Raw genomic sequence first — 21,968 nt, 5'->3', positions numbered from 1 at the left:
TGGCTGGCGCAAGACAGCTGCCATGCAGACCTTCCCGCAGGGAAGACTCAAGAACAGAGTGCCGATTGCGCCAAAGGTTCAGAGCGACCAGCCCAACTGGCGCAAAAGCTCGGCAGTTTCATAAACCGGCAGGCCCATGATGGCCGAATAGCTGCCACGAATCTCTGCAATATGTGCAGCCGCCCTGCCCTGTATGCCATAGGCACCGGCCTTGCCCATGGGCTCGCCCGTGAGCACATAGGCATCGATCTGCGCCTCGGTCATGGACGCAAAGCGCACGGTGGACACCGACAAGGCCTGCAGACGCCTGGCGCCGCTTTGCAGCGCCACGGCAGTCAGCACCTCATGTTCGGCCCCGGAGAGCAGACGCAGGATGCGTCGCGCGTCTTCGGCATCGGCGGGCTTGCCCAAAATCTGCTTTCCCAGGGCCACGGTGGTGTCGGAGCACAGAATGGGCGCCTGCGGCAAACCGCGCCGCGCATGGCGGGCCACGGCAGCATCGAGTTTGCCGGCCGTCACGCGCTGCACATAGTCATGGGGGTCTTCCCCAGCCAGCTCGGCCTCTATGGCCTCGGCATCCTCGGCGATGTCGCCGGCTGCATTGGGCAGCAGCAATTCATGCGCCACACCCAGCTGCTCTAGCAGCTGACGACGGCGGGGACTTTGGGATGCAAGATAGAGAAATAGCGCCATAATTTTGATTAAAAATGGCCTCTAGCGCCCATATATAAAGCGCAACAGGCTATCAAAATCATAGTATCACGCACTGCGCGAAATTGCACGCAGAGTCCGATCACAAGCGCTTATTCGCGATGGTAGGGATGGCCGGCATTGACCGACCAGGCGCGGTAGAGCTGCTCGATCAGCAGCACGCGCACCATGGCATGCGGCAGGGTCAGATCGGAGAGGCGGATGCGCTCGTGTGCCGCGGCCTTGAACTCGGGGTCCAGCCCGTCGGGGCCGCCGATGACCAAGGCAACATCATCACTCTCGAGCTGCCAGCCCTTGAGACGCTGGGCCAGCGCCTTGGTGGTCAGATTCGTGCCGCGCTCGTCAAGCACCACGATGCGGGTGCCTCTGGGAATGGCGGCTTCGATGCGCTTGCGCTCTGCCGCATACAGGGTCTCCAGCGTCTTGGAGCCGCGTGGCTCGGTCTTGACGGCCTTGAGTTCGACCTTGAGTTCGGGCGGAAAGCGCTTGGCGTAATCGTCGTAGGCCGTCTGCGCCCAGTCGGGCACATGCAGACCTACAGCCACGATGGTCAGCTTCATTTAGGCCTTGGCGCGGGGGGCACGCTTGGCTGCGGGTTTGGCCGCAATCGGCTTGGCCGTACGGGGCGTGCTGGGCTTGACGACCACGGTCTTGACCGTCTTCGCGGCGGCGGACTTGGCAGCAGGCTTCTTGGCGGCAGGCTTGGCGGCGGGCTTCTTGGCCGCAGCCTTCTTGGCAGCAGGCTTTTTCTCGACCACAGTGTTTTCCGCCGCTGCCTTTTCCACGGCCAGCTTGGCAGCCAGTTTCTTGGCGGCCACTTCTGCGGGCTTGGGCTTGGCGGCACCGATCTTCATACGCACCGGAGTCTCGCCCCAGATTTCTTCCAGGCGGTAGTACTGGCGGATGGCCGGCTGCATGATGTGGCAGACAACCGAGCCGCAGTCCACGATGATCCATTCGCCGTTTTGCTCACCTTCCTGGCGGGGCACGGGAAAACCTGCTTCCTTGACGGCTTCGCGCACGCTGGAGGCAAGTGCCTTGGTCTGGCGGTTGGAAGTACCCGAAGCCACGATCACGCGCTCGAACAGCGGGGACAGTGCTTCGGTGTTGAACACCTGGATGTCGTGGGCCTTGACGTCTTCGAGGCCGTCAACAATGGCTCGCTGGAGTTTGGTGACGTCGCGCTTGGCTGCGGAATCCGATTTGGTGGAGGTGGTCATCAGGCGATGGAATCAGTAAATGATGGGATCAATATAGCGTGTGCTGCGCCACACCCGTATCAGGGTTGGGTTAGCGTCTGCGTTCAGGCCTCTAAGACCTGCGCTCTTCACGCATTGAAAAAGGTTGACGCGCCAGTCGATAGCGCGCATCCAGCTATGGAAATTATAGTTTTCTAAAAATTTCCCTGCTGACAGGGCTTTATGCCCGATCAGCAGGGGAATCCGGCCTGTTGGACAAAGGCCTGTGCCTCAGAGCCAGTCACGGCGAATCAGGAATTTCTCGAGCAGATCGCGCTCGGGTGTACCGGGCGCATCCTCACGCTGATAGCTCCAGTCCGCATGAGGCGGCATGGACAGCAGAATGGATTCGGTGCGGCCGCCGGACTGCAGGCCGAAATGCGTGCCGCGGTCCCAGACCAGGTTGAATTCCACATAGCGGCCACGGCGGTAGCGCTGGAAATCCACCTGCTGCTGCGTGTACTGCGCATTCCGGCGGCGTTCCACGATGGGCAGATAGGCCTTCAGAAAGGCATCGCCAACCGAGCGCAGCATGGCAAAGCTCTGCTGCTGGCCCAGTTCGCTGAAATCATCGAAGAAGATGCCGCCAATGCCGCGCTGCTCGTTGCGATGCTTGAGGAAGAAGTACTCGTCGCACCATTGCTTGAAACGCGGATAGAGCTGATCACCAAATGGCGCCAGCGCATCACGGCAGATCTGATGGAAATGCACGGCGTCTTCCTCGAAGCCGTAGACCGGCGTCAAATCCATGCCGCCGCCAAACCAGCAGGTCTTGGGCTGCCCCTCATGGCCGGCCGAAATCATGCGCACATTCATGTGCACCGTTGGCACCAGGGGGTTGCGCGGATGAAATACCAGCGACACGCCCATGGCCTCGAACGGCGCACCGGCCAGTTCGGGCCGATGCTGTGTGGCCGAGGGCGGCAGTTGCGGCCCGCGCACATGCGAGAAACCGCAGCCTGCGCGCTCGAACACGCGCCCGCCCTCCATGATCTTGGTGACACCGTTGCCTTGCAGCTTTTCGCCCGGCTCCTTGTGCCAGGCGTCGGCCAGGAAACGCGCACCACCCTCGCCTTCGATGGCTTCCAGCGCCTCGGTGATGCGGGTCTGCAGACCCATGAGGTACTCACGCACCTCGGCCACAGGCAGCTGATCAGCCACAGAAGATGAGGATGTCTGGCTCATCAGTCGGCCTTCTTGACGGCTCGGAAGCCGATGTCGCGACGATACTGGGCACCATCGAAATGGATGCCACGTGCCACGTCATACACCTTCTGCTGCGCCTGCTTGACACTGTCGGCCAACACGGTCACGCAGAGCACACGACCACCGCTGGTCACAGGCTGGCCGTCATCGCCCAGCTGGGTGCCGGCATGGAAGACCATGGCATCGTCGGCTGCGGCGGGCAGACCGGTGATGACATCGCCCTTGCGCGGGTCTTCGGGGTAGCCGGCAGCAGCCATGACCACGCCCAATGCGGTACGGCGGTCCCACTGCAGCTCCAGCTGGTCGAGCTTGCCTTCGCAGGCTGCCAGCATCACATCCACCAGATCGCTCTTGAGACGCATCATGATGGGCTGGGTTTCCGGATCGCCCATGCGGCAGTTGAACTCCAGCGTCTTGGGGTGGCCTGCCTTGTCGATCATCAGACCTGCATACAGGAAGCCGGTGTAGGGCACACCGTCTTTTTCCATGCCACGGATGGTGGGCAGAATGATTTCGCGCATGGCGCGGGCGTGCACATCGGCGGTCACCACGGGCGCTGGCGAATAAGCGCCCATGCCGCCGGTGTTGGGGCCCTGGTCGCCATCCTTGAGACGCTTGTGGTCCTGGCTGGTCGCCAGTGCCAGCACGTTCTTGCCGTCGCACAGCACGATGAAGCTGGCTTCCTCGCCGTCGAGGAATTCCTCGATCACGACGCGTGCACCGCCTTCGTTGTGCTGCACACCGTATTTGTTGTCCACCAGCATGAAGTCCACGGCGTCGTGGGCTTCCTGCAGCGACATGGCTACCACCACGCCCTTGCCTGCCGCCAGGCCGTCGGCCTTGATGACAATGGGCGCACCGAGGCGATCCACATAGGCATGGGCAGCAACCGGGTCGGTGAAGGTTTCATATTGCGCCGTGGGGATGCTGTGGCGCGCCATGAAGTCCTTGGAGAAAGCCTTGGACGACTCCAGCTGGGCTGCAGTCTTGGTCGGGCCGAAGACCTTGAGTCCGTGGGCACGGAACTCATCGACCACGCCAGCCGCCAGCGGAGCCTCGGGCCCCACGACGGTCACGGCAATCTTTTCGGCCTGGGCCCATTCGCGCAGAGCCTTCACATCGGTGATGTCGAGGTTCTCCAGCTTGCCGCCAGCCAGGGCAGTGCCACCGTTACCGGGAGCCACATAGACCTTGGTCGCCTTGGGCGATTCGGCCAACTTCCACGCCAGAGCGTGCTCACGGCCACCGCCGCCAATCACAAGAATTTTCATAGTTCTGCGTTGTGGTAGACGTCCTGAACGTCATCCAAGTCTTCAATCATGTCCAGCAGCTTCTGCATGCGAGCTGCATCATCGCCTTCGAGGGCGATTGTATTTTCGGGGCGCATGGTCACCTCGGCCATGTCGGCGGTAAAGCCGGCGGCCTGCAGTGCGTCACGCACGGCTTCAAAGTCGCCGGGGGCCGTCAGCACCTCGATGCCACCTTCGTCATCGGTGATCACATCGTCGGCACCGGCTTCCAGCGCGATCTCCATGACTTTTTCTTCGTCCGTGCCGGGGGCGAACATGATCTGACCCACATGCTTGAACTGGAAGGCCACCGAGCCTTCGGTGCCCATATTGCCACCGTACTTGCTGAATGCATGGCGAACATCGGCCACCGTACGTACGCGATTGTCCGTCATTGTGTCCACAATGATGGCCGCGCCGCCGATGCCATAGCCTTCGTAACGGATTTCCTCGTAGGTCACGCCGTCGAGGTTGCCCGTGGCCTTGTCGATATTGCGCTTGATATTGTCGGCCGGCATATTGGCGGCCTTGGCCTTGTCCACCGCCAGACGCAGACGCGGGTTGGCGCTCAGGTCGCCGCCGCCTTGGCGGGCTGCGACCATGATTTCACGAATGATGCGCGTCCAGATGCGGCCACGTTTTTCATCCTGGCGACCCTTGCGGTGCTGGATGTTGGCCCATTTGCTGTGTCCTGCCACAGGGAATCCTTTGATATTTGATTTAACCTAGCGGGAGCGATTTTACTTTTGACTGCATGCCCCCCCAGAGGAAACCCGAAATGGCTTCACCCCTTTTGATTGCCCAGCACTCTGCCACAGAATGTGTACTGCTGCCCGGACTGGCGAATCGGCATGGCCTGATCACCGGCGCAACAGGCACCGGCAAGACCGTCACGCTGCAAAAACTGGCCGAAAGCTTCTCACAGATCGGCGTGCCGGTTTTCATGGCCGACGTCAAAGGAGACCTGAGCGGTATCAGCCAGGCCGGCAAGATAGGCGACAAGCTGGCCGCCTCGCTCAAGGAGCGTGGCCTGGCCCTGCCCCAGCCCCTGGCCTGCCCCGCCACGCTGTGGGATGTGTTCGGCGAGCAGGGCCATCCCGTGCGCGCCACCATCTCGGACATGGGCCCTCTGCTCATAGGCCGCATGCTGAATCTGAACGAGACCCAGATGGGCGTGCTCAATCTGGTGTTCAAGATCGCCGACGACAACGGCATGCTGCTGCTGGACCTCAAGGATCTGCGCGCCATGCTGAACTTCGTGGGCGACAACGCCAAGCAGTTCACCACCCAGTACGGCAATATCAGCTCGGCCAGTGTGGGCGCCATACAGCGCGGACTGCTGGGCATTGAAAGCCAGGGCGGCGACAAGTTCTTTGGCGAGCCCATGCTCGACATCAACGATCTGATGCAGACCGACGCCAACGGCATGGGCGTGGTCAATGTGCTGGCGGCGGACAAGCTGATGAACGCGCCGCGCCTGTACTCGACTTTTTTGCTCTGGCTTCTGTCCGAGCTGTTCGAGCAGTTGCCGGAAATCGGCGACCCCGAGAAGCCCAAACTGGTGTTTTTCTTTGACGAGGCCCACCTGCTGTTCAACGATGCGCCCAAGGTGCTGATCGAGCGCATCGAGCTGGTCGTGCGCCTGGTGCGCTCCAAGGGCGTGGGCGTGTACTTCGTCACCCAGAACCCGCTGGACGTTCCCGACAGCGTGCTTGGGCAGCTGGGCAACCGCGTGCAACATGCCTTGCGCGCCTTCACCCCGCGCGACCAGAAGGCCGTGGCCTCGGCCGCCTCCACCATGCGCCCCAATCCCGGCCTCGATATTGCCGCCGCCATCACCGAGCTGGCCGTGGGCGAGGCCCTGGTCAGCTTCCTCGACGAAAAAGGCCGCCCCAGCGTGACCGAGCGCGTGTTCGTGATCCCGCCCGGCAGCCAGCTCGGTCCCATCACGGCCGAGCAGCGCAAGGCGCTGATCGATGGCTCCCTGGTCGCCGGCGTCTACGAGAAGGCCGTAGACCGCGAATCCGCCTTCGAGATATTGCGCGACCGCACTGCGAGCGCCACACCTGCCAAGCCCGGTGACGGCCCTGCCGCTGCCACAGCGGCAGGCTCGACCCAGCAAGCCAGCGCCACAGACTCCATGATGGACGGACTCAAGGAGCTGCTGTTCGGTCGCACCGGCCCGCGCGGCGGCCAGCATGACGGCCTGGTGCAGACCATGGCCAAGTCCACGGTGCGCACCGTGGGCAACAGCCTGGGCAAGGAAATCCTGCGCGGCGTGCTGGGCGGCATTCTGGGCAACAAGAAGCGCTGAGCCCGACGCTCTTCCTTCACTTCCAAGGCCTGCGTCAGCAGGCCTTTTTTGTGGCGGTCATCCAGAAAATGCTCAAGGTGGAGTTCATTATGTCGATACATAATAAATCCAGCTCCAGGTGCCTGCCGCCAGTCTCCTGGAACGGTGCTGTGCCTGCACAGCCGCTTCTTTCTCTACGCTAACCACGCTGCCCGGTCTTGCCGCAGACCACCAGTTCGCTCCGGCCAGGCAGTGCTTTTGCAATATTTTCAGCCAATGCAATTCAATCAATGGCGTGTCTCCACCAAGCTGTGGTGCACTTTGGGCGGGCTTCTGACCATGATGCTGGCCGTCTCGCTCTGGAACCAGCACTCGTCCACCCAGGCCCTGCAGGCCGGCATGCAGACTCTGGCCGACTATGACAATCGCATCAACCTCGCCCTGCAGTGGAAAGGTGCGACCGAGACCACGGGCGAGCGCGTGCTCACCAGCAATATGACCACCGACGAGGCGCTGACCCAGCGCATGGACGAGCGTGTCAGCGAAGGCGTGGCCGTCAATGGGGCACTGCAGGCACAGGTCATCAAACTGGCTCAAAGCGACGCCGACAAGGCCGCCCTGCAAAAGATCGCAGCCGTGCGTGCCGAGGTTCTGGCGCTGAACAAGCAGGCACGCGAGATCAAACTGACCGGTGATATCGACGCCATGCGCGACTTCATCCGCCAGCAATATCTGGGTGCCATTGGCCGCTACGCCGATTCGCTGCAGGACTTTGTGAAGCTGCAGGAGCAGCAGCGCGACGCCGCCAGCCTTCAGCTGCAGCAAGACCAGCAAAAAGCGATCTGGCTGTCCTGGGCGGTACAGGCTCTTGTGCTGACGGCCGCTCTGGGCCTGGCGCTTGCCCTCACCCGCTCCATCACCCAGCCTCTGAACGAAGCCGTGGAGCTGACCCAGGCCATTGCACAGGGCGACCTCACGGTCACCGCCGGCAACGACCGCCATGACGAGTTCGGCCGCCTGCTGAGCTCCGTCTCGACCATGGCAGCCCAACTGCGCAGCCTGGTGGCCGATGTACGCACCAGCGTGCACTCCATCAGCACCGCCTCGGCCGAAATCGCCACCGGCAACCACGACCTGTCCGCACGCACCGAGCAGACTGCCGCCAATCTCGAGGAAACCGCGGCCAGCATGGAGCAGCTGACCGCCACCGTCGCCCAGGCCTCGGACACCGCGCGCCAGGCCAACCATCTGGCAGGCAATGCCGCGCAGGTGGCCCAGCGTGGCGGCCATGTGGTGCAGTCCGTGGTCAGCAGCATGGGACGCATCAGCGACAGCGCGCACCGCATCTCCGACATCATCGGCGTGATCGACTCCATCGCCTTCCAGACCAATATCCTGGCCCTCAACGCGGCTGTCGAGGCTGCCCGTGCCGGCGAGCAAGGCCGGGGCTTTGCCGTGGTCGCCGGCGAGGTGCGCGCCCTGGCCCACCGCAGTGCCGAGGCCGCCAAGGAGATCAAGGCCCTCATCACTACTTCCGTGGACGCCGCCCAGGAAGGCGCCGACCAGGTCTCCCAGGCAGGCCGCGTGATGGAAGAGATCGTCAGCAGCGTCGGCAAGGTCTCGGACATGATTGGCGAGATCAGTGCCTCGGCCATGGAGCAGCATGACGGCATCAGCCAGGTCAACCAGGCCGTGACCAATCTGGATCAGATGACGCAGCAGAATGCCGCCCTGGTCGAGGAATCCACGGCTGCCGCTGTCTCTCTGAGCGACCAGGCCCAGCGCCTCACCGGCATGGTGGCCGTATTCAAGGTCCAGGCCGCGGACAGAGCGCCGGCCCTGACTGCCTGAACCTGGTTGAAGTTGCTGGAACACAGCATCCGTCTCTTCACCAGCTTCTCCGCCGTTCCCTCCATTGCACCCAGGAGGGAACGGCTGACACCGCAGGTTTGACCCAGACCGGTTTTTCTGTCTGCAGTCGCAAGTGTGACTGGCGCGGCCTACGCAGCAAGACACCATGCCGGCATGCCCCATACCTCTGACGACACCTTGCTGACCGCGGGTCTGAGCAGCTTTCGCCTGGACCTGGTCGACCATATTGCCCATCTGGTGCTCAACCGCCCCGATGCCTTCAACACCCTGAATCCCAGGTTCTGGCAGGAGCTGGACCTGGTGCTGGATACGCTGCAGCGCAGCGGCCAGTCGCGCGCGCTGGTGATCAGCAGCACAGGCAAGCATTTCTGCGCCGGCATGGCACTCGAGACCTTTGCCGACCCCGACTTTGCGCCCAATGACCGCACGCCAGAGGGCCGCGCCGCCATCATCGACACCCTGGCCCAGTTGCAGTCCACCTTCAACAAGATCGAAGCCCTGCGCATGCCCGTGATCTGCGCCATCCAGGGCGCCTGCGTGGGTGGCGGACTGGATCTGGTGGCCACCGCATGCATACGCTATGCCAGCGCCGAGTCCTTTTTCTGCGTGCAGGAGATCAATATCGGCATGACCGCCGACCTGGGCAGCCTGCAGCGCCTGCCCAAGCTGATGCCGCTGGGCATCGTCAAGGAGCTGGCCTACACCGGCCGCCGCATGACTGCGCAGGAGGCCGCCAGCCACGGTCTGGTCAACGCCGTCTACGACACGCCCGAAGCCACCGTCACGGCAGCTCTCGCCTGCGCGCGCGAAATTGCGGCCAAGCCGCCCGTGGCCATCTGGGGCAGCAAGCAGGTGATCAATTACGCGCGCGACCACAGCGTGAGCGACTCGCTGCAGCAAATGGGCTGGGTGCAGAGCGGCATCTGGAGCAACCGGCATGTCATGGAGGCCGTGAGTGCCATGCAGGCCAAGCGCGCCGGCGACTTCCCCCCGCTGGAGCCGCTGCAGGCGTTTGCACCGGCACTGCCTCAAGCGGGCGATCGCTCCTGATTGAATAGCTATCAGCACTTACCAATAAAGGCCTGCATGCCTTTCCCGCTCGTATTTCTCTATCTTCTCGATGGCCCGCTGGGCGCCATCGACAGGTAGCCGAGCCGCAACGCAGCAAATCGGCTTGAAGTGGGCGAGGCGCCGTTATCATGGATTCAGTACCACCCCAGCCTGTCTTGCCATGAGCACAAACACCGCCCCCCTGCCCACTTATGACGACGTCGTGGCCGCTGCCCAGCGCCTGCAGGGCGTAGCCCACCGCACACCGGTGCTGACCAGCCGCACCATGGACGAACAACTGGGCGCGCGCCTGTTCTTCAAGTGCGAAAACCTGCAGCGCATAGGTGCCTTCAAGTTTCGCGGCGCCTACAACGCTCTGGCCCAGTTCACGCCCGAGCAGCGCAAGGGCGGTGCCCTGGCCTTTTCCTCAGGCAACCATGCCCAGGCCATTGCCCAGGCAGCGCAGCTGCTGGACATGCCTGCCCTGATCGTCATGCCCGAGGATGCACCGGCCTCCAAGATGGCGGCCACGCGCGGCTATGGCGCCCAGGTCGTCACCTACAACCGCTTCACCGAAGACCGCGAATCCATCGCCCACAAACTGGCAACCGAGCGCGGCATGACGCTGATCCCGCCCTACAACCACCGCGACGTGATTGCCGGCCAGGGCACGGCCGTCAAGGAACTGCTGGAGGAAGTACCGGATCTGGACTATCTGTTTGTCTGCCTGGGCGGCGGCGGTCTGCTCTCCGGCAGTCTGCTGGCCGCCAACGCCCTGGCTCCGCAATGCAAGGTGATCGGCGTCGAGCCCGAAGCGGGCAACGATGTGCAGCAGTCGCTGCGCGCCGGCCATATCGTCAAGATAGCTACGCCGCGCACCATTGCCGACGGTGCCCAGACCCAGGCGCCGGGCGATCTGACCTTTGCCATCATCCAGCAGCGAGTGAACGAGGTTCTTACCGTCAACGACGAGCAATTGGTCCAGGCCATGCGCTTTTATGCCGAGCGCATGAAAATCGTGGTCGAGCCCACGGGATCGCTGTCTCTGGCAGCCGCCATCCACGGCGGTTTGCCGCTCAAGGGCAAGCGCGTGGGCATTGTGATCAGCGGCGGCAATGTGGATTTAGAGCGTTTTGCCAGCCTGCTGTCCGAGTGACAGCGAAAATAGCGTCCGTTGCGGCCCGGCCCGCATCCAACTGATCCCAATTTTGCAAGCACGAGCCCGCCACAAGCGGGCCTGCCTGCCTTCACCACAAAGACCAAGAACATGAGCACTCTGCATTTGATCGACCACCCCCTGGTCCAGCACAAACTGACACTGATGCGCCGCAAGGAAGCATCGACCAACAGCTTTCGCCGCATGCTGGGCGAGCTGTCCACGCTGATGGCCTATGAACTGACGCGCGACTTCCCGCTGCAGGATGTCGAGATCGAAACCCCCATGGAAAAGACCATGGGCAAGGTCATTGACGGCAAGAAGCTGGCGCTGGTTTCCATTCTGCGTGCCGGCAACGGCTTCCTGGACGGCATGCTCAACGTGGTGCCCGGCGCGCGCATCGGTCACATCGGCCTGTTCCGCGACCCCGAGACCCTCCAGCCCGTCGAGTACTACTACAAGATGCCCGAAAACATGGGCGAGCGCGACGTGATCGTGGTCGACCCCATGCTGGCCACCGGCAACTCGGCCGTGGCGGCCGTGCAGCAACTCAAGGACAAGAGCGCGCCCAAGTCCATCAAGTTCATGTGCCTGCTGGCTGCCCCCGAAGGCGTGAAGACCATGCAGGCCGCCCACCCCGATGTGGACATCTACACCGCCGCCGTGGACCGCGAGCTGGACAGCCATGGCTACATCCTGCCCGGCCTGGGTGATGCGGGCGACCGTATCTTCGGCACCAAGTAAGCACGGCTGCTTGCCAACAAAAAGCCCCAGGCGCAAGGTCCTGGGGCTTTTTTCATGCTCAAAACAGTCTGTAGCTCTTATCCATCAAGCGCTGGCAGCTATCAATTTCAGATTCAGCTCAGACCTGATTCAGCGCCATATTGTTGAGCTTGTCCAGCCGTGCAGGCCAGCTGTCCTGCCGGGCCGACTGCAGCAAGATACGCGTCCAGGCAATCCAGGCATCCCACTGCACGCGCTTGTCCCAGGCATTGCCCCAGGTGCAAAAGCACTGCAGCGCGCTCTCGGCGGCTCTAGCAGCATCGGCGCTGCGGCCCGCGCTCAGATAGAGCTGGGCCAGCACCATCTGCGGCTCGCCCACCCAGGGGTTGAGGGTCACAGCCTGCTCCAGCGTGGCGGTGGCAGCGTCCAGATCGACCAGCGGCTGATCGAGCTGAATCACCGACCAGTACAGCGCCACGGCCGCAGCCTCGTTGCCTGCGCTCAACAGCTGGCTGCAGTTCGCAAACACGGGCGGCAGCGGCAGCTGGGTCTTGAGCGCAGGATGCTGCAGCGCCTGGCCCAGGCCGCTGATCTGGCTGAGCATTCGGCTGCTGGGGCGCATGGGGCCGGGCCACAGCGACGCCGCCCAGTGCACGGCCTGCTGACGACTGTGGTCCACGGAAGGGAAGCGCGAGTAGATGTCTTCCTGCCAGCTGAACCACTGCTCCATGCTGTCGGCCATGCTGACAATCGCGAACACAGCCACTTCATAGGCGGTGAGTCTGATGGTCTCGCGCGGCTCGGGGCCGTTGCGCTCGATCTGCAGGCTGCCGTCGGCTCCCAGCTCGCCAGCCAGCAGCTTTTGCACGAACTGGGTACGGCTCATGGTGCAAAACAGATAGACCAGATGCTCGGCCTGTTCCCCGACCAGGCGCTTGAGCTGATCGCGCTCGTTGCCGGCATCGAACTTGACCAGATCGACAAAGGCGTTGCCGTAGACACTGTGCAGCAGACCCAGCTGGCGCACCTCCCTGGGTTGCTGCCATAGCGCCAGAGAGCGCGCCACGCCTGCCAGATGGTGGCGAAAAGTGCCGGCCTTGTGCCAATCCTGGCCCACGCCACGCTCCAGCACCACAGGCAGCAGCGGCGCCAGATCGGCGTCACGGCTCAGCCATTCCTCGTCCAGCAAGGTCTTGGCGCGCTCGAACAGCGCCGCATCCAGTTGATTCCAGGGCTGATTCATGCGCTCACCATGCAGTTGTGTAAGCACCCTTGAAGGTCTTTTCCACAAAGGCCTTGACCTCGGGTGACTGGTAGGCCTTCACAAAGGCCTGCAAACCTTTGCTGTTTTCATGACCGGCGCGCGTGACGATGAGCACGGTCACATAAGGCGTGTTCACATCTTCCAGCGCCAGCGAGTCGCCCTGGGGGGACAGGCCGGCAGCCACGGCATAGCTGCTGTTGACAGCCGCGGCATCCAGATCATCGAGGGCGCGGGCCAGTTGGGCGGCTTCGAGCTCGACAAACCTGAGCTTTCTGGGGTTGGCCGTGATGTCCAGCACCGAAGCGCGCGCACCAGCATCGGCCTTGAGCGTGATCAAGCCCTGCTTGGCCAGCACCATCAGAGCACGCGAGCCATTGGTGGGATCGTTGGGAATACCCACCCGCGCGCCGCTCTTGAGATCGGCCAGCTTTCTGAGCTTCCTGGAGTACACGCCCATTTGCTGGTTCACGGCCTTGGCCACGGGCACCAGCTTGTAGCCACGGTCCTTGTTCTGGGCATCGAGGAAGGGTTGATGCTGGTAGATGTTGGCATCGAGATCGCCGGTGGACAGCGCCGCATTGGGCTGGATGAAGTCGCCAAATTCCACCAGCCTGACCTTCAGGCCCTGCCTGGCTGCAACCTGCTTGGCCACTTCTGCAATCTGGGCGTGGGGCCCGGCCGTCACACCAACGGTCACGGCCAGATCCTGGGCCTGGGCCAGCAATGCGGCAGGTACCAGGGCGGCAACCGCCAGGGCTTTTACGAGAGAACGCTTGTGCAGCATGGGCACCTTTCAAGACAAATCCGGGAAATTCAGGTCCGCCGAGCATGTGCACACTCAGGGACAGCAGCTTGAAACTTAACGCATAAAGCCAGCCACAGCAGCCCGGCTGGGGCCCGCCCCCATCACAAAGCGGGATGGCTGGCAGCGCGGCTCGGAAAATATCAATAAAACAGCCAAATCTCTTACTCATAAAGCGATGAAAGCTATCAAAACAGGAGTACCTCAAGCACATCGCATGCTTGACATTGAACTGCACTTCAAGCTTAAGTTGGGAGCCACAGGAGACGCCCCATGCCTCGTCGCATTCTTCACGTCGTCAGCAACGTCGCCCATTACGATGACCCTGCCGAGCCCACCGGACTGTGGCTGTCGGAGCTCAGCCATGCCTGGGAAGTCTTTGCCCGGCGGGGCTATGCGCAGCAACTGCTCAGCCCGCTGGGTGGCCACTCGCCGCTGGAGCCGCGCTCGCTGAGATGGCCGAACCGGGATGCCACGGCCAAGTCATGGCTGCTGGATGCAGCGCGCATGGCCCTGCTCTCCAACACGGCTGCGCCTGATGCCGTGGATGCGCGAGACTTTGATGCCATTTATTTCACTGGCGGCCATGCCGTGATGTGGGACTTTCCATCCTCTCTGGGACTGCAGCGCATCACGCGCGACATCCATGAGCGCGGTGGCGTCGTTGCCTCGGTCTGCCACGGTTATTGCGGCCTGCTCGATACCCGTCTGTCCGATGGCTCGCTGCTGGTCGCCGGACGCAGGCTGACAGGCTTTTCCTGGCTGGAAGAAAGGCTGGCCGGCGTGGCCGGCCAAGTGCCATACAACGCCGAAGCGTTGATGCGCCAACGCGGTGCCCGGTATGAGAAAGCCTGGCTGCCCTTTGTCTCCAAGGTCGTGACGGACGGCAGGCTGGTGACGGGGCAGAACCCGCAGTCGGCCCGGGCCACTGCCCTGCAGGTGGCTCAGTTGCTGGACTGAGCGGGCTGGCCCGCCGCTTCCCCATCCCCCTCCCGCCCCAGCAAGCGCATCTGCGACAGCACACGCCGAGCGTTGCCGGCGCAGTCCATGTCTTCAGGTCTGGCCTCGATCTGGGCGATCAGCTCGCCCAGTTCGGCTCGATTTTGCGTCAGCTGTGCCAGCATCAGGTCGATGCTCTGCAGCTTGCGATGCAGTGTGGCCAGCAACTCGTCATGCTGCCACTGCTCGAGATCGCCCGGCAGCAACTGGCGCAGCTCCTGCAGGCTGAAGCCGGCCCGCTGCGCCGTGGCAATCAGCCTGAGCGCCAGTACCGCCTCCTCGGGATAGCTGCGATAGCCGTTGACCTGGCGCTGGGCAGCGCTCAGCAAACCGATGCGTTCGTAAAAGCGAATGCGCGATGCGGCAAGACCTGTGCGCCTGGCGAGTTCTCCGATCTTCATGTCCGCCATTCTCGCGCAATCCGCGCTTGACCTTGAACCAAGCTTCAAGCTTACGCTTGCGTCATTCCCGGTTATCAAGGCTGGTGAAGCTATTCATCAAGGAGCAGGAATGCAGACCATATTGGGCGCCAACGGGCAGATCGCCACCGAGCTGGCGCGCGAACTCAAGCGCAACTACAGCGATAAGCTCAAGCTGGTGAGCCGCAACCCGCGCAAGGTACATGACACCGACCTGCTCGAAGCCGCCGACCTGCTCGATGCCGAGCAGACTGCCAGGGCCGTTCAGGGCAGCAGCGTGGTGTATTTCACCGCAGGTCTGCCTCCCGATACACAACTCTGGGAGCAGCAGTTTCCGACCATGCTGCACAACGCTCTGGCGGCCAGCCGCGCTGCAGGCGCTCCATTTGTCTACTTCGACAACACCTATATGTACCCGCAGAACGCGCAACTGCAGACCGAGCAGACGGCGTTTTCCCCTGTGGGGCGCAAAGGCCGGGTGCGCGCCGCCATGGCCGAGATGGTGCTGTCCGAGATGGCGCGCGGTGAGATTCCCGTGCTGATTGCCCGCGCCCCCGAGTTCTACGGCCCGGCCCTGACGCAGAGCATTACCAACACCTTGGTGATTGACAGGCTCAAGGCCGGCAAGACCCCGCTGGCCCCAGTGCGAGACGACCGTCTGCGCACCCTGATCTGGACGCCCGATGCCAGCCGCTCGCTGGCCTTGCTGGGCAACACGCCCGATGCTTACGGCCAGACCTGGCATCTGCCATGCGACGATGAGCGTCCCAGCTACAAACTGCTGATCGACTGGGCCAGCCAGAGCTTTGGTCGCCCTCTCCGGTCTTCCCGCCATCACCGGCTGCCCCGCTGGGCACTGAACATAGCCGGCCTGATCTCCAAACCCGTGGCCGAGCTGCAAGAGCTGCTGCCCCGCTATGCCCACGACAATCTGTTTGACTCCAGCAAGTTCAAGCAGGCATTTCCAACGTTTGCCGTCACCAGCTACCGGCAGGGGCTGGCGCTGATTGCCGATGAATTTCAGCAAAATCAGCAGCAATCCCTTACCTAGCTTGCGCATGCAGCTATCAAATAAGCATTAATAGCTAAAAGACTACCAGCTCAGCGCCTGGGCCAGCTGCTCGGCCCGGGTTTGCTCGCGCGGACTCGCCACCGAGGCGCGCAGGATGGCGCGGCTTGCGCCCTGGTCAACCATCCAGAAGACGACGCGCTTGACGGGAGCCGCGCCCGGCCGGCTCTCCTGCGGGCTCACTTCAAACGTCCATTCGCGGCCTTCAGGCCGGCGGTCCCTGGAACGCGTCTGCGCAGTAAAGCTGCGCTTCTTCAAGCTCCCCGCCTTCAGGCGGAACTGCTTTTCCAGCGCGATGCGCAGCAGCTTTTCCTGTGCTTCGTCGGACTCGGGGATCTTCAGCCCCGTGGTCAGGCCCAGTTGCTGCCCGGTCATCAGATCGCGGTACATCATGCGCTGCGAGTCCCGTGGCTCCTGCAGATGAAAGCCCGCCGCGCGCATGGGCAGCACCATGCCGGTGCGCCGATTTTCCAGATCGGCCAACTGCGGGTCACTGGCCTGCACCCAGATGTTCTGCAGCCCGCCAGCATTGCGCAGGTACTGGCGCATCAGTCGCGCGGCATCGCCGTCGCGACCCTGCTGCGCTGCCAGCTCGGCCCCATATTGCTGGGCCAGGTCCACCAGCTCGGACTCCAGCCTGAACAGGCTGACATAGGGCCAGGCCTGCAGTGCCTGATCCAGATAGCGGCCAGCCTCGGCTTGCTGACCGGCCTTGAAGGCCGAGATGCCCGCCACCGTATTCAGGCGTGCCAGCTCGGCGGGAAACTGGGCATCGGCCAAGGCCGCGCGGGCCAGTTGACCGGCCCTGGGCCAGTCGTCATCGACCCGCCAGGCACGGCTCACCTCGCGCTCCTGGCGCGGCAGCTCAGGCGGCAGCTCGGGCGCTTTGTGCCATTGCATGGCCTGCCACAGCAGGGGCAATTGCTGCAGCGCGCTATCACGCTCGCTGTCCATTTGCTCGGCATGCAGGTTCAGATTCCAGTTGCCGCGCACCAGACCCCAGTCCAGGTGCAGGATGTCGGGCCTCCCCTCTTCTCTTTTCTCGCGGCTGGCCTGCTGGCTTTGCACAGCGTCGCCGAACGGCAGGGCCGGCAACCTGAGCCCAGGCTCGGGCGTCTGCTCGCCGGCAAAAATGGTGCGCTTCTGCTGCAACAATTTCTCCCTGCCTGCAGCATCCATGTCTTTCAGACCATCGTCATAACCGAGCCGCATGCGGACCCGCAGGCGCCTGCCATCGGGCTTCAGATAGACGTACTCCAGGCTCGCGACATCCTTGCGATCCCGGGCCGGCTCCAGCTGGACCAGTACCCAGCGCCCCTGCACCAGCGGCACGCTGAGCTGCGCGGCCTGGTAGTGCAGCTGCTGGTCTGCCGTATTCCACTGCCACAGCGGCGCAAAAGCCTTGGACTCCTGCTTGAGCGCCTGCAGATAGCGAGTCAGTGCGCCCTGATCGCCAGCCATCATGGCGGCCGTCAGACCGCGCTGTATCAGCGCCTGCATCTGACCGCTGACCGGGTCGTAGCCCTCGGCCGCGGCCAGAGCCATCATCCGGTCGGTCTGCAACACGGCCTGCGCATACTGTTCCTGCTGATAAAGCAAGGCGTAGAGCAAACCGGAGGCATCGAGCTGCTCGTAAGGATTGCCGCGCGGCAGCGTCATGTCCAGCAGCTTGCGCGCCTGGGCAACGGCATCGTCCCAACGCTTGCCCTGTGCGGCCTCGACCACGGCACGGCGCTGCCTGAAAAAAGGCGAATCCTGTTCGGCAGGCGAATCCGCCTGTCGCGCAACCCCCGTCTGCCTTTCAGGCTCGGCCGCCTGCGGCGCAGGGCCCGCCAGCAACAAGGCCACCGCCATCGCGGTCAGGGAAACAGGCGCGGGAATGCGAGGTAAGAAAACCATGAAGTCGATCCACAAGACAGTTCAGCAGGCTTGCAGTATAGAAAGCGGCTGCCGGGCCGCTGGCCCGGGACGACTCGGGGCAAAAAAAAGAGCGGCCCCGGGCCGCTCGTTTTGCCATGCTGCGATGACTTCAGTCCACCAGACCTGCGTAGACATGCTGCACGTCGTCGTCGTTTTCCAGACCGGCCAGGAATTCCTGCACTTCTTCCTGCTGCTCGGCAGACAGGCTGCTCATGCTGATGGGGTTCTTGGCCTTGTAGCCCAGCTTGACCGACAGCACCTTGATGCCTTGCGCGGGCAGAGCCTTGCTCACGGCGTCCAGATCGGCAATATCGGTAATGAACAGGGTGGTGCCTTCTTCTTCACCAGCTTCGAAGTCCTGCGCGCCGGCTTCGATGGCGGCCATTTCAACGTCGGCACCGTTTTCAGGCTCGCCTTCGATCATGCCCACATGGTCAAAATCCCAGGCCACGGCGCTCATCTGGCCCTTGCGGAAGCAGACACGCATATTGGGAGCCGTGCGATTGGGATTGTCGGTCAGACATTCCACCATCACGGGCACGCGATGAGGGGCATAGCCTTCAAACAGCACGCTGGAATAGTTCACGGCGTCGGCACCAACACCGGCGCCCTTCTTGATGGCGCGATCCAGCGTGTCCTTGGGCATGGAAGCCTTGCGGGCCGCTTCCACCGCCATGCGCAGGCGCGAATTGGCTGCAGGATCACCGCCGCCCAGACGGGCAGCAACCATGATTTCCTTGACCAGCTTGCCAAACAGCTTACCCTTGGCATCGGCGACCAGCGCCTTGCCCTTTGCTTTCCATTGCGCGCCCATGGCTGCGTTCCTTGTTGAATATGGTCCAAGCCTGCGTTGTGCACACACAAGCCGCCCGCCAAAACTGCGGCGAGCAAAAGCCGGATTTATACACCCGCGCGCAATCTTTTGTCGGCAAACTGCATCAAGCCCAGGTCATAAACACAGGCAAACAGCGCGCAGTCGCCCAGCACCGAAGAGGAGAAAACATGTACCGCATCACCGTTCAAGCCCTGAGCTGCAGCGTGCTGGCCCTGCTCGGCTCGCAAGCCCTGGCGGCCGCCGAGCTGGGCACGCAAACCGTGGCAACGGGGCTGGAGCACCCCTGGGCACTGGCCTTTTTGCCGGACGGACGCTACCTGGTCACGGAGCGCCCTGGCCGCATGCGCATTGTGGAGGCCGGGGGCAGGCTCAACACCCCTCTCAAAGGCCTTCCCGCCATCGCCGCAGCCGGGCAAGGCGGCCTGCTGGACGTGGTGCTGGACAGCGACTTTGCCAGCAACCGCCAGCTCTATTTCTGCTTCTCGGAACCGGGTCAGGGACCAGACCGAGGCAAGAACAGCACGGCCATGGCCAAAGCGCGGCTTTCAGCCGACGCCAGCGCCCTGGAAAACGTGCAGATTCTATTCAGCCAGCGCCCCAAGATCGACTCGGCCCTGCACTTCGGCTGCCGCATCGTGGAGCGCAAGGTGAACGGCAAGCCCGACGGCTCGCTGTTTCTGAGCCTGGGCGAGCGCTACAAGGCCATGCAGGAGGCCCAGAGCCTGCAGACCCATCTGGGCAAGATCGTGCGCATCAACAAGGATGGCAGCGTGCCTCGCGACAACCCCTTTGCGGGCAGGCCCGATGCGCTGGCCGAGATCTGGAGCTATGGCCACCGCAACAGCCAGGGCGCCGCACTGGGGCCGGATGACGAACTCTGGATGACAGAGCATGGCCCGCAGGGCGGCGATGAACTCAACCGCATCGAGCCGGGCAAGAATTACGGCTGGCCCGTCATCACCTATGGCGAAAATTATGGCGGCGGCAAGATCGGTGCCGGCATCACCGAAAAGACGGGCATGGAACAACCCCGGCATTACTGGGTACCGTCGATTGCCACCTCGGGGCTCGCCTATCTGAGCAGCGAGCGCTATGGCATGGCCTGGAAAGGCTCCTTCATCACGGGTGCGCTCAAGGCCATGCAGCTGCAGCGCCTGCAGATTGCCGATGGCAGGGTCACCGCCACTGAAGTGCTGCTGCCACGCCTGGGCCAGCGCGTACGCGATGTGCGCCAAGGACCGGACGGCCTGCTGTACCTGCTCACCGATTCATCCAATGGGCAATTGATGCGCGTGCTGGCAACGCCTTGAGCTCGGATCAGCGCAGCACGCCGCGGCTTTTGAGCCAGTAGAGATAGCCCACTATGCAGAGCCAGAAGATGGCCTCTCCCAGCCACAAGCCCAGCGACAGCATATCGACCTGGCTGCCAAGCCTGCTGACATACCAGAACATGCCAGCCTGGCTGACCACGCCGAGCGCCACGTAAAGAGCGCCCAGCAGCAAAGCCGCGCGATTGCGCGTCCACAGCAGCCACACCAGCGTGAAGCACATGGCCGAGTTCAGCGCCAGCATGGCCTGCAACACCAGCGCCCACTGAATCCTGGCGCCAGTACGCCAGCCGTCGGAAAAGTCGGCCTCCAGCAACATCCATCCGCTCATCAGGCCAAGAAAACCGAACAGACACATCAACAGGGCTAACCCCTTGCCATAGGGCTGCGCCCAGAGAACTTGCTTTGCTGTCATCCGTCCACTGTCCCTGTCTGATTCAAAACATCTGAGGGCCCGCCATGCTCACCCGGGCAACCAAGGAGCCACAGTGTGCCATTGCAGCCCCGGTTTCGCGCCACAATCGGCAGCAGTACAGAACAGGCGCTTATATGCTCAATGCCTTGTGGCTCGGTTTTTTTCTCGTGGCAGCGGCTGCTGCGCTCGCGCAGTGGCTGCTGGGCGGTCAGGCAGATGTGTTCTCATCCATGGTGCAGGCTCTGTTTGCCATGGCCAGGCTGTCGGTCGAAGTAATGGTGCTGCTGTTTGGCACGCTCACGCTGTGGCTGGGCTTTCTGCGCATCGCAGAAAAGGCGGGCGTGGTCGAATGGCTGGCAAAAATGCTGGGCCCGCTGTTTGCCAAGCTCATGCCCGAGGTGCCGCGCGGTCACCCAGCACTGGGCCTGATCACATTGAACTTTGCTGCCAACGGGCTGGGGCTGGACAACGCTGCCACGCCCATGGGCCTCAAGGCCATGCGTGCTCTGCAGGAGCTGAACCCGCAGCCCGACACCGCGACCAATGCGCAGATTCTGTTTCTCGTGCTCAATGCCTCGTCGCTGACGCTGCTGCCGGTCACCATCTTCATGTACCGCATGCAACAGGGTGCGGCCGATCCGACGCTGGTCTTCCTGCCGATTCTGCTGGCCACTTCCGCCTCTACGCTGGTGGGCCTGTTCAGCGTCGCACTCATGCAGCGGCTGCCCCTGTTCAGTCCCGTGGTGCTGGCCTACCTGCTGCCCGTGGGGCTGGCGCTGGCAGCCTTTATGGCCTTTCTGGCCACGCTCAGCGCGGCGGCGCTGGCCCAGCTTTCCTCGCTCATGGGCAACCTCACTCTGTTTGCGCTGATCGTGCTGTTCGTGGGCCTGGGCGCGCTGCGCAAGGTGGCCGTGTACGACAGCTTTATCGAGGGGGCCAAGGAGGGCTTCGATGTGGCCAGGAACCTGCTGCCCTATCTGGTCGCCATGCTTTGCGCCGTGGGCGTGTTTCGCGCCTCGGGGGCACTGGAATATGCGCTGTCGGCCATCCGCTGGACGGTGGACGTCCTGGGCGTGGACGCCCGCTTTGTCGATGCCCTGCCCACAGCGCTGGTCAAACCCTTTTCGGGTAGTGCGGCCCGCGCCATGCTGATTGAGACCATGCAAAGCCAGGGCGTGGACAGTTTTGCGGCTCTGGCCGCAGCCACGATTCAGGGCAGCACCGAAACCACGTTCTACGTGCTGGCCGTGTACTTTGGTGCCGTGGGCATTCAGCGCGCGCGCCATGCCGTGCCCTGCGCGCTGGTGGCCGAGCTGGCCGGCGTGGTGGCGGCCATCGTGGTTTGCTATCGCTTTTTTGGTTGATGTCCGGGAAACCGC

At 63.0% G+C, this 21,968-nt stretch carries 21 protein-coding genes; 9 read left to right on the top strand and 12 right to left on the bottom strand.

Annotated elements, in window-relative coordinates; genetic code table 11:
* Positions 1–78: 78 nt before the first annotated feature.
* The 6 genes from JAO85_RS12870 to JAO85_RS12845 form a co-directional block, all read right to left on the bottom strand.
* Entirely contained in the window at positions 79–693 is a 615-nt protein-coding gene (locus JAO85_RS12870) for a nucleoside triphosphate pyrophosphatase (RefSeq protein WP_054075075.1), read from the bottom strand.
* Between the two features lie 110 nt (positions 694–803).
* Complete coding sequence (gene rlmH / locus JAO85_RS12865; protein ID WP_003053899.1) at positions 804–1,271, bottom strand: 23S rRNA (pseudouridine(1915)-N(3))-methyltransferase RlmH; 468 nt, start codon at positions 1,269–1,271, stop codon at positions 804–806.
* A complete protein-coding gene (gene rsfS / locus JAO85_RS12860; RefSeq protein ID WP_202788204.1) occupies positions 1,272–1,931 on the bottom strand; it encodes a ribosome silencing factor in 660 nt (219 codons plus the stop codon). It abuts the gene before it with no gap.
* Positions 1,932–2,180: 249 nt separating this feature from the next.
* Positions 2,181–3,134 carry an oxygen-dependent coproporphyrinogen oxidase gene (gene hemF, locus JAO85_RS12855; RefSeq protein WP_202788203.1) on the bottom strand — a complete coding sequence of 318 codons (954 nt, stop codon included), beginning with the start codon at positions 3,132–3,134 and terminating at the stop codon, positions 2,181–2,183.
* On the bottom strand, positions 3,134–4,426 hold the full coding sequence (gene purD, locus JAO85_RS12850) for a phosphoribosylamine--glycine ligase (protein ID WP_003062772.1): 1,293 nt from the start codon (positions 4,424–4,426) through the stop codon (positions 3,134–3,136). Before purD ends, hemF begins: the two co-directional genes overlap by 1 nt.
* Positions 4,423–5,142 carry a YebC/PmpR family DNA-binding transcriptional regulator gene (locus tag JAO85_RS12845; RefSeq protein ID WP_003053891.1) on the bottom strand — a complete coding sequence of 240 codons (720 nt, stop codon included), beginning with the start codon at positions 5,140–5,142 and terminating at the stop codon, positions 4,423–4,425. The genes purD and JAO85_RS12845 overlap by 4 nt, the downstream gene beginning before the upstream one ends.
* A gap of 80 nt (positions 5,143–5,222) precedes the next feature.
* On the opposite strand from JAO85_RS12845, the gene JAO85_RS12840 reads away from it, so the two are divergent.
* The 5 genes from JAO85_RS12840 (at position 5,223) to upp (ending at position 11,559) form a co-directional block, all read left to right on the top strand.
* The gene (locus tag JAO85_RS12840; RefSeq protein ID WP_202788202.1) at positions 5,223–6,758 is read left to right on the top strand and encodes a helicase HerA-like C-terminal domain-containing protein; all 1,536 of its coding nucleotides are present in this window, start codon (positions 5,223–5,225) and stop codon (positions 6,756–6,758) included.
* 255 nt (positions 6,759–7,013) lie between these two features.
* The gene (locus tag JAO85_RS12835) at positions 7,014–8,588 is read left to right on the top strand and encodes a methyl-accepting chemotaxis protein (RefSeq protein ID WP_039050594.1); all 1,575 of its coding nucleotides are present in this window, start codon (positions 7,014–7,016) and stop codon (positions 8,586–8,588) included.
* 174 nt (positions 8,589–8,762) lie between these two features.
* On the top strand, positions 8,763–9,659 hold the full coding sequence (locus JAO85_RS12830; protein ID WP_202788201.1) for an enoyl-CoA hydratase-related protein: 897 nt from the start codon (positions 8,763–8,765) through the stop codon (positions 9,657–9,659).
* Between the two features lie 181 nt (positions 9,660–9,840).
* Positions 9,841–10,815 (top strand): threo-3-hydroxy-L-aspartate ammonia-lyase, encoded by a 975-nt coding sequence (locus JAO85_RS12825; protein WP_034390694.1) that lies wholly within the window; start codon positions 9,841–9,843, stop codon positions 10,813–10,815.
* A gap of 111 nt (positions 10,816–10,926) precedes the next feature.
* Complete coding sequence (gene upp / locus JAO85_RS12820) at positions 10,927–11,559, top strand: uracil phosphoribosyltransferase (protein WP_039050633.1); 633 nt, start codon at positions 10,927–10,929, stop codon at positions 11,557–11,559.
* Between the two features lie 118 nt (positions 11,560–11,677).
* Here the strand turns inward: upp and JAO85_RS12815 are convergent, their stop codons facing one another.
* Both JAO85_RS12815 and JAO85_RS12810 read right to left on the bottom strand, forming a co-directional pair.
* Positions 11,678–12,781, bottom strand: coding sequence for a DUF6817 domain-containing protein (locus tag JAO85_RS12815; RefSeq protein WP_202788200.1), 1,104 nt, complete (start codon positions 12,779–12,781; stop codon positions 11,678–11,680).
* A 4-nt stretch (positions 12,782–12,785) separates the two neighbouring features.
* A complete protein-coding gene (locus JAO85_RS12810; RefSeq protein ID WP_034390697.1) occupies positions 12,786–13,586 on the bottom strand; it encodes a MetQ/NlpA family ABC transporter substrate-binding protein in 801 nt (266 codons plus the stop codon).
* Positions 13,587–13,877: 291 nt separating this feature from the next.
* On the opposite strand from JAO85_RS12810, the gene JAO85_RS12805 reads away from it, so the two are divergent.
* Entirely contained in the window at positions 13,878–14,564 is a 687-nt protein-coding gene (locus JAO85_RS12805) for a type 1 glutamine amidotransferase domain-containing protein (RefSeq protein WP_202788199.1), read from the top strand.
* On the opposite strand, the gene JAO85_RS12800 is transcribed toward JAO85_RS12805, so the two are convergent.
* Positions 14,549–15,004: a MerR family transcriptional regulator gene (locus tag JAO85_RS12800; protein WP_202788198.1), complete on the bottom strand. Its 456-nt coding sequence runs from the start codon at positions 15,002–15,004 to the stop codon at positions 14,549–14,551. The two genes, JAO85_RS12805 and JAO85_RS12800, sit on opposite strands and share 16 nt — an antisense overlap.
* A gap of 109 nt (positions 15,005–15,113) precedes the next feature.
* Here JAO85_RS12800 and JAO85_RS12795 point away from each other — a divergent pair, with 109 nt between their 5' ends.
* On the top strand, positions 15,114–16,073 hold the full coding sequence (locus JAO85_RS12795) for an NAD-dependent epimerase/dehydratase family protein (RefSeq protein ID WP_202788197.1): 960 nt from the start codon (positions 15,114–15,116) through the stop codon (positions 16,071–16,073).
* Between the two features lie 42 nt (positions 16,074–16,115).
* Here JAO85_RS12795 and JAO85_RS12790 read toward each other — a convergent pair whose 3' ends face one another.
* Both JAO85_RS12790 and JAO85_RS12785 read right to left on the bottom strand, forming a co-directional pair.
* Positions 16,116–17,990 (bottom strand): hypothetical protein, encoded by a 1,875-nt coding sequence (locus tag JAO85_RS12790; RefSeq protein ID WP_237734826.1) that lies wholly within the window; start codon positions 17,988–17,990, stop codon positions 16,116–16,118.
* Between the two features lie 130 nt (positions 17,991–18,120).
* Entirely contained in the window at positions 18,121–18,825 is a 705-nt protein-coding gene (locus tag JAO85_RS12785; protein ID WP_003053809.1) for a YebC/PmpR family DNA-binding transcriptional regulator, read from the bottom strand.
* 188 nt (positions 18,826–19,013) lie between these two features.
* On the opposite strand from JAO85_RS12785, the gene JAO85_RS12780 reads away from it, so the two are divergent.
* Complete coding sequence (locus JAO85_RS12780; protein ID WP_202788196.1) at positions 19,014–20,156, top strand: PQQ-dependent sugar dehydrogenase; 1,143 nt, start codon at positions 19,014–19,016, stop codon at positions 20,154–20,156.
* Between the two features lie 7 nt (positions 20,157–20,163).
* Here the strand turns inward: JAO85_RS12780 and JAO85_RS12775 are convergent, their stop codons facing one another.
* Positions 20,164–20,589, bottom strand: a complete 426-nt coding sequence (locus JAO85_RS12775; RefSeq protein WP_039050587.1) for a hypothetical protein — start codon at positions 20,587–20,589, stop codon at positions 20,164–20,166.
* A 134-nt stretch (positions 20,590–20,723) separates the two neighbouring features.
* On the opposite strand from JAO85_RS12775, the gene JAO85_RS12770 reads away from it, so the two are divergent.
* Positions 20,724–21,953, top strand: coding sequence for a nucleoside recognition domain-containing protein (locus JAO85_RS12770; RefSeq protein WP_012838880.1), 1,230 nt, complete (start codon positions 20,724–20,726; stop codon positions 21,951–21,953).
* Positions 21,954–21,968 lie beyond the last annotated feature (15 nt).

This window comes from Comamonas sp. NyZ500, assembly GCF_016772095.1.
GTDB classification, from domain to species: Bacteria; Pseudomonadota; Gammaproteobacteria; order Burkholderiales; family Burkholderiaceae_C; genus Comamonas; species Comamonas thiooxydans.
The sequence above is the reverse complement of the archived record's forward strand: the minus strand, read 5'-3'. Positions and strand labels throughout refer to the sequence as shown.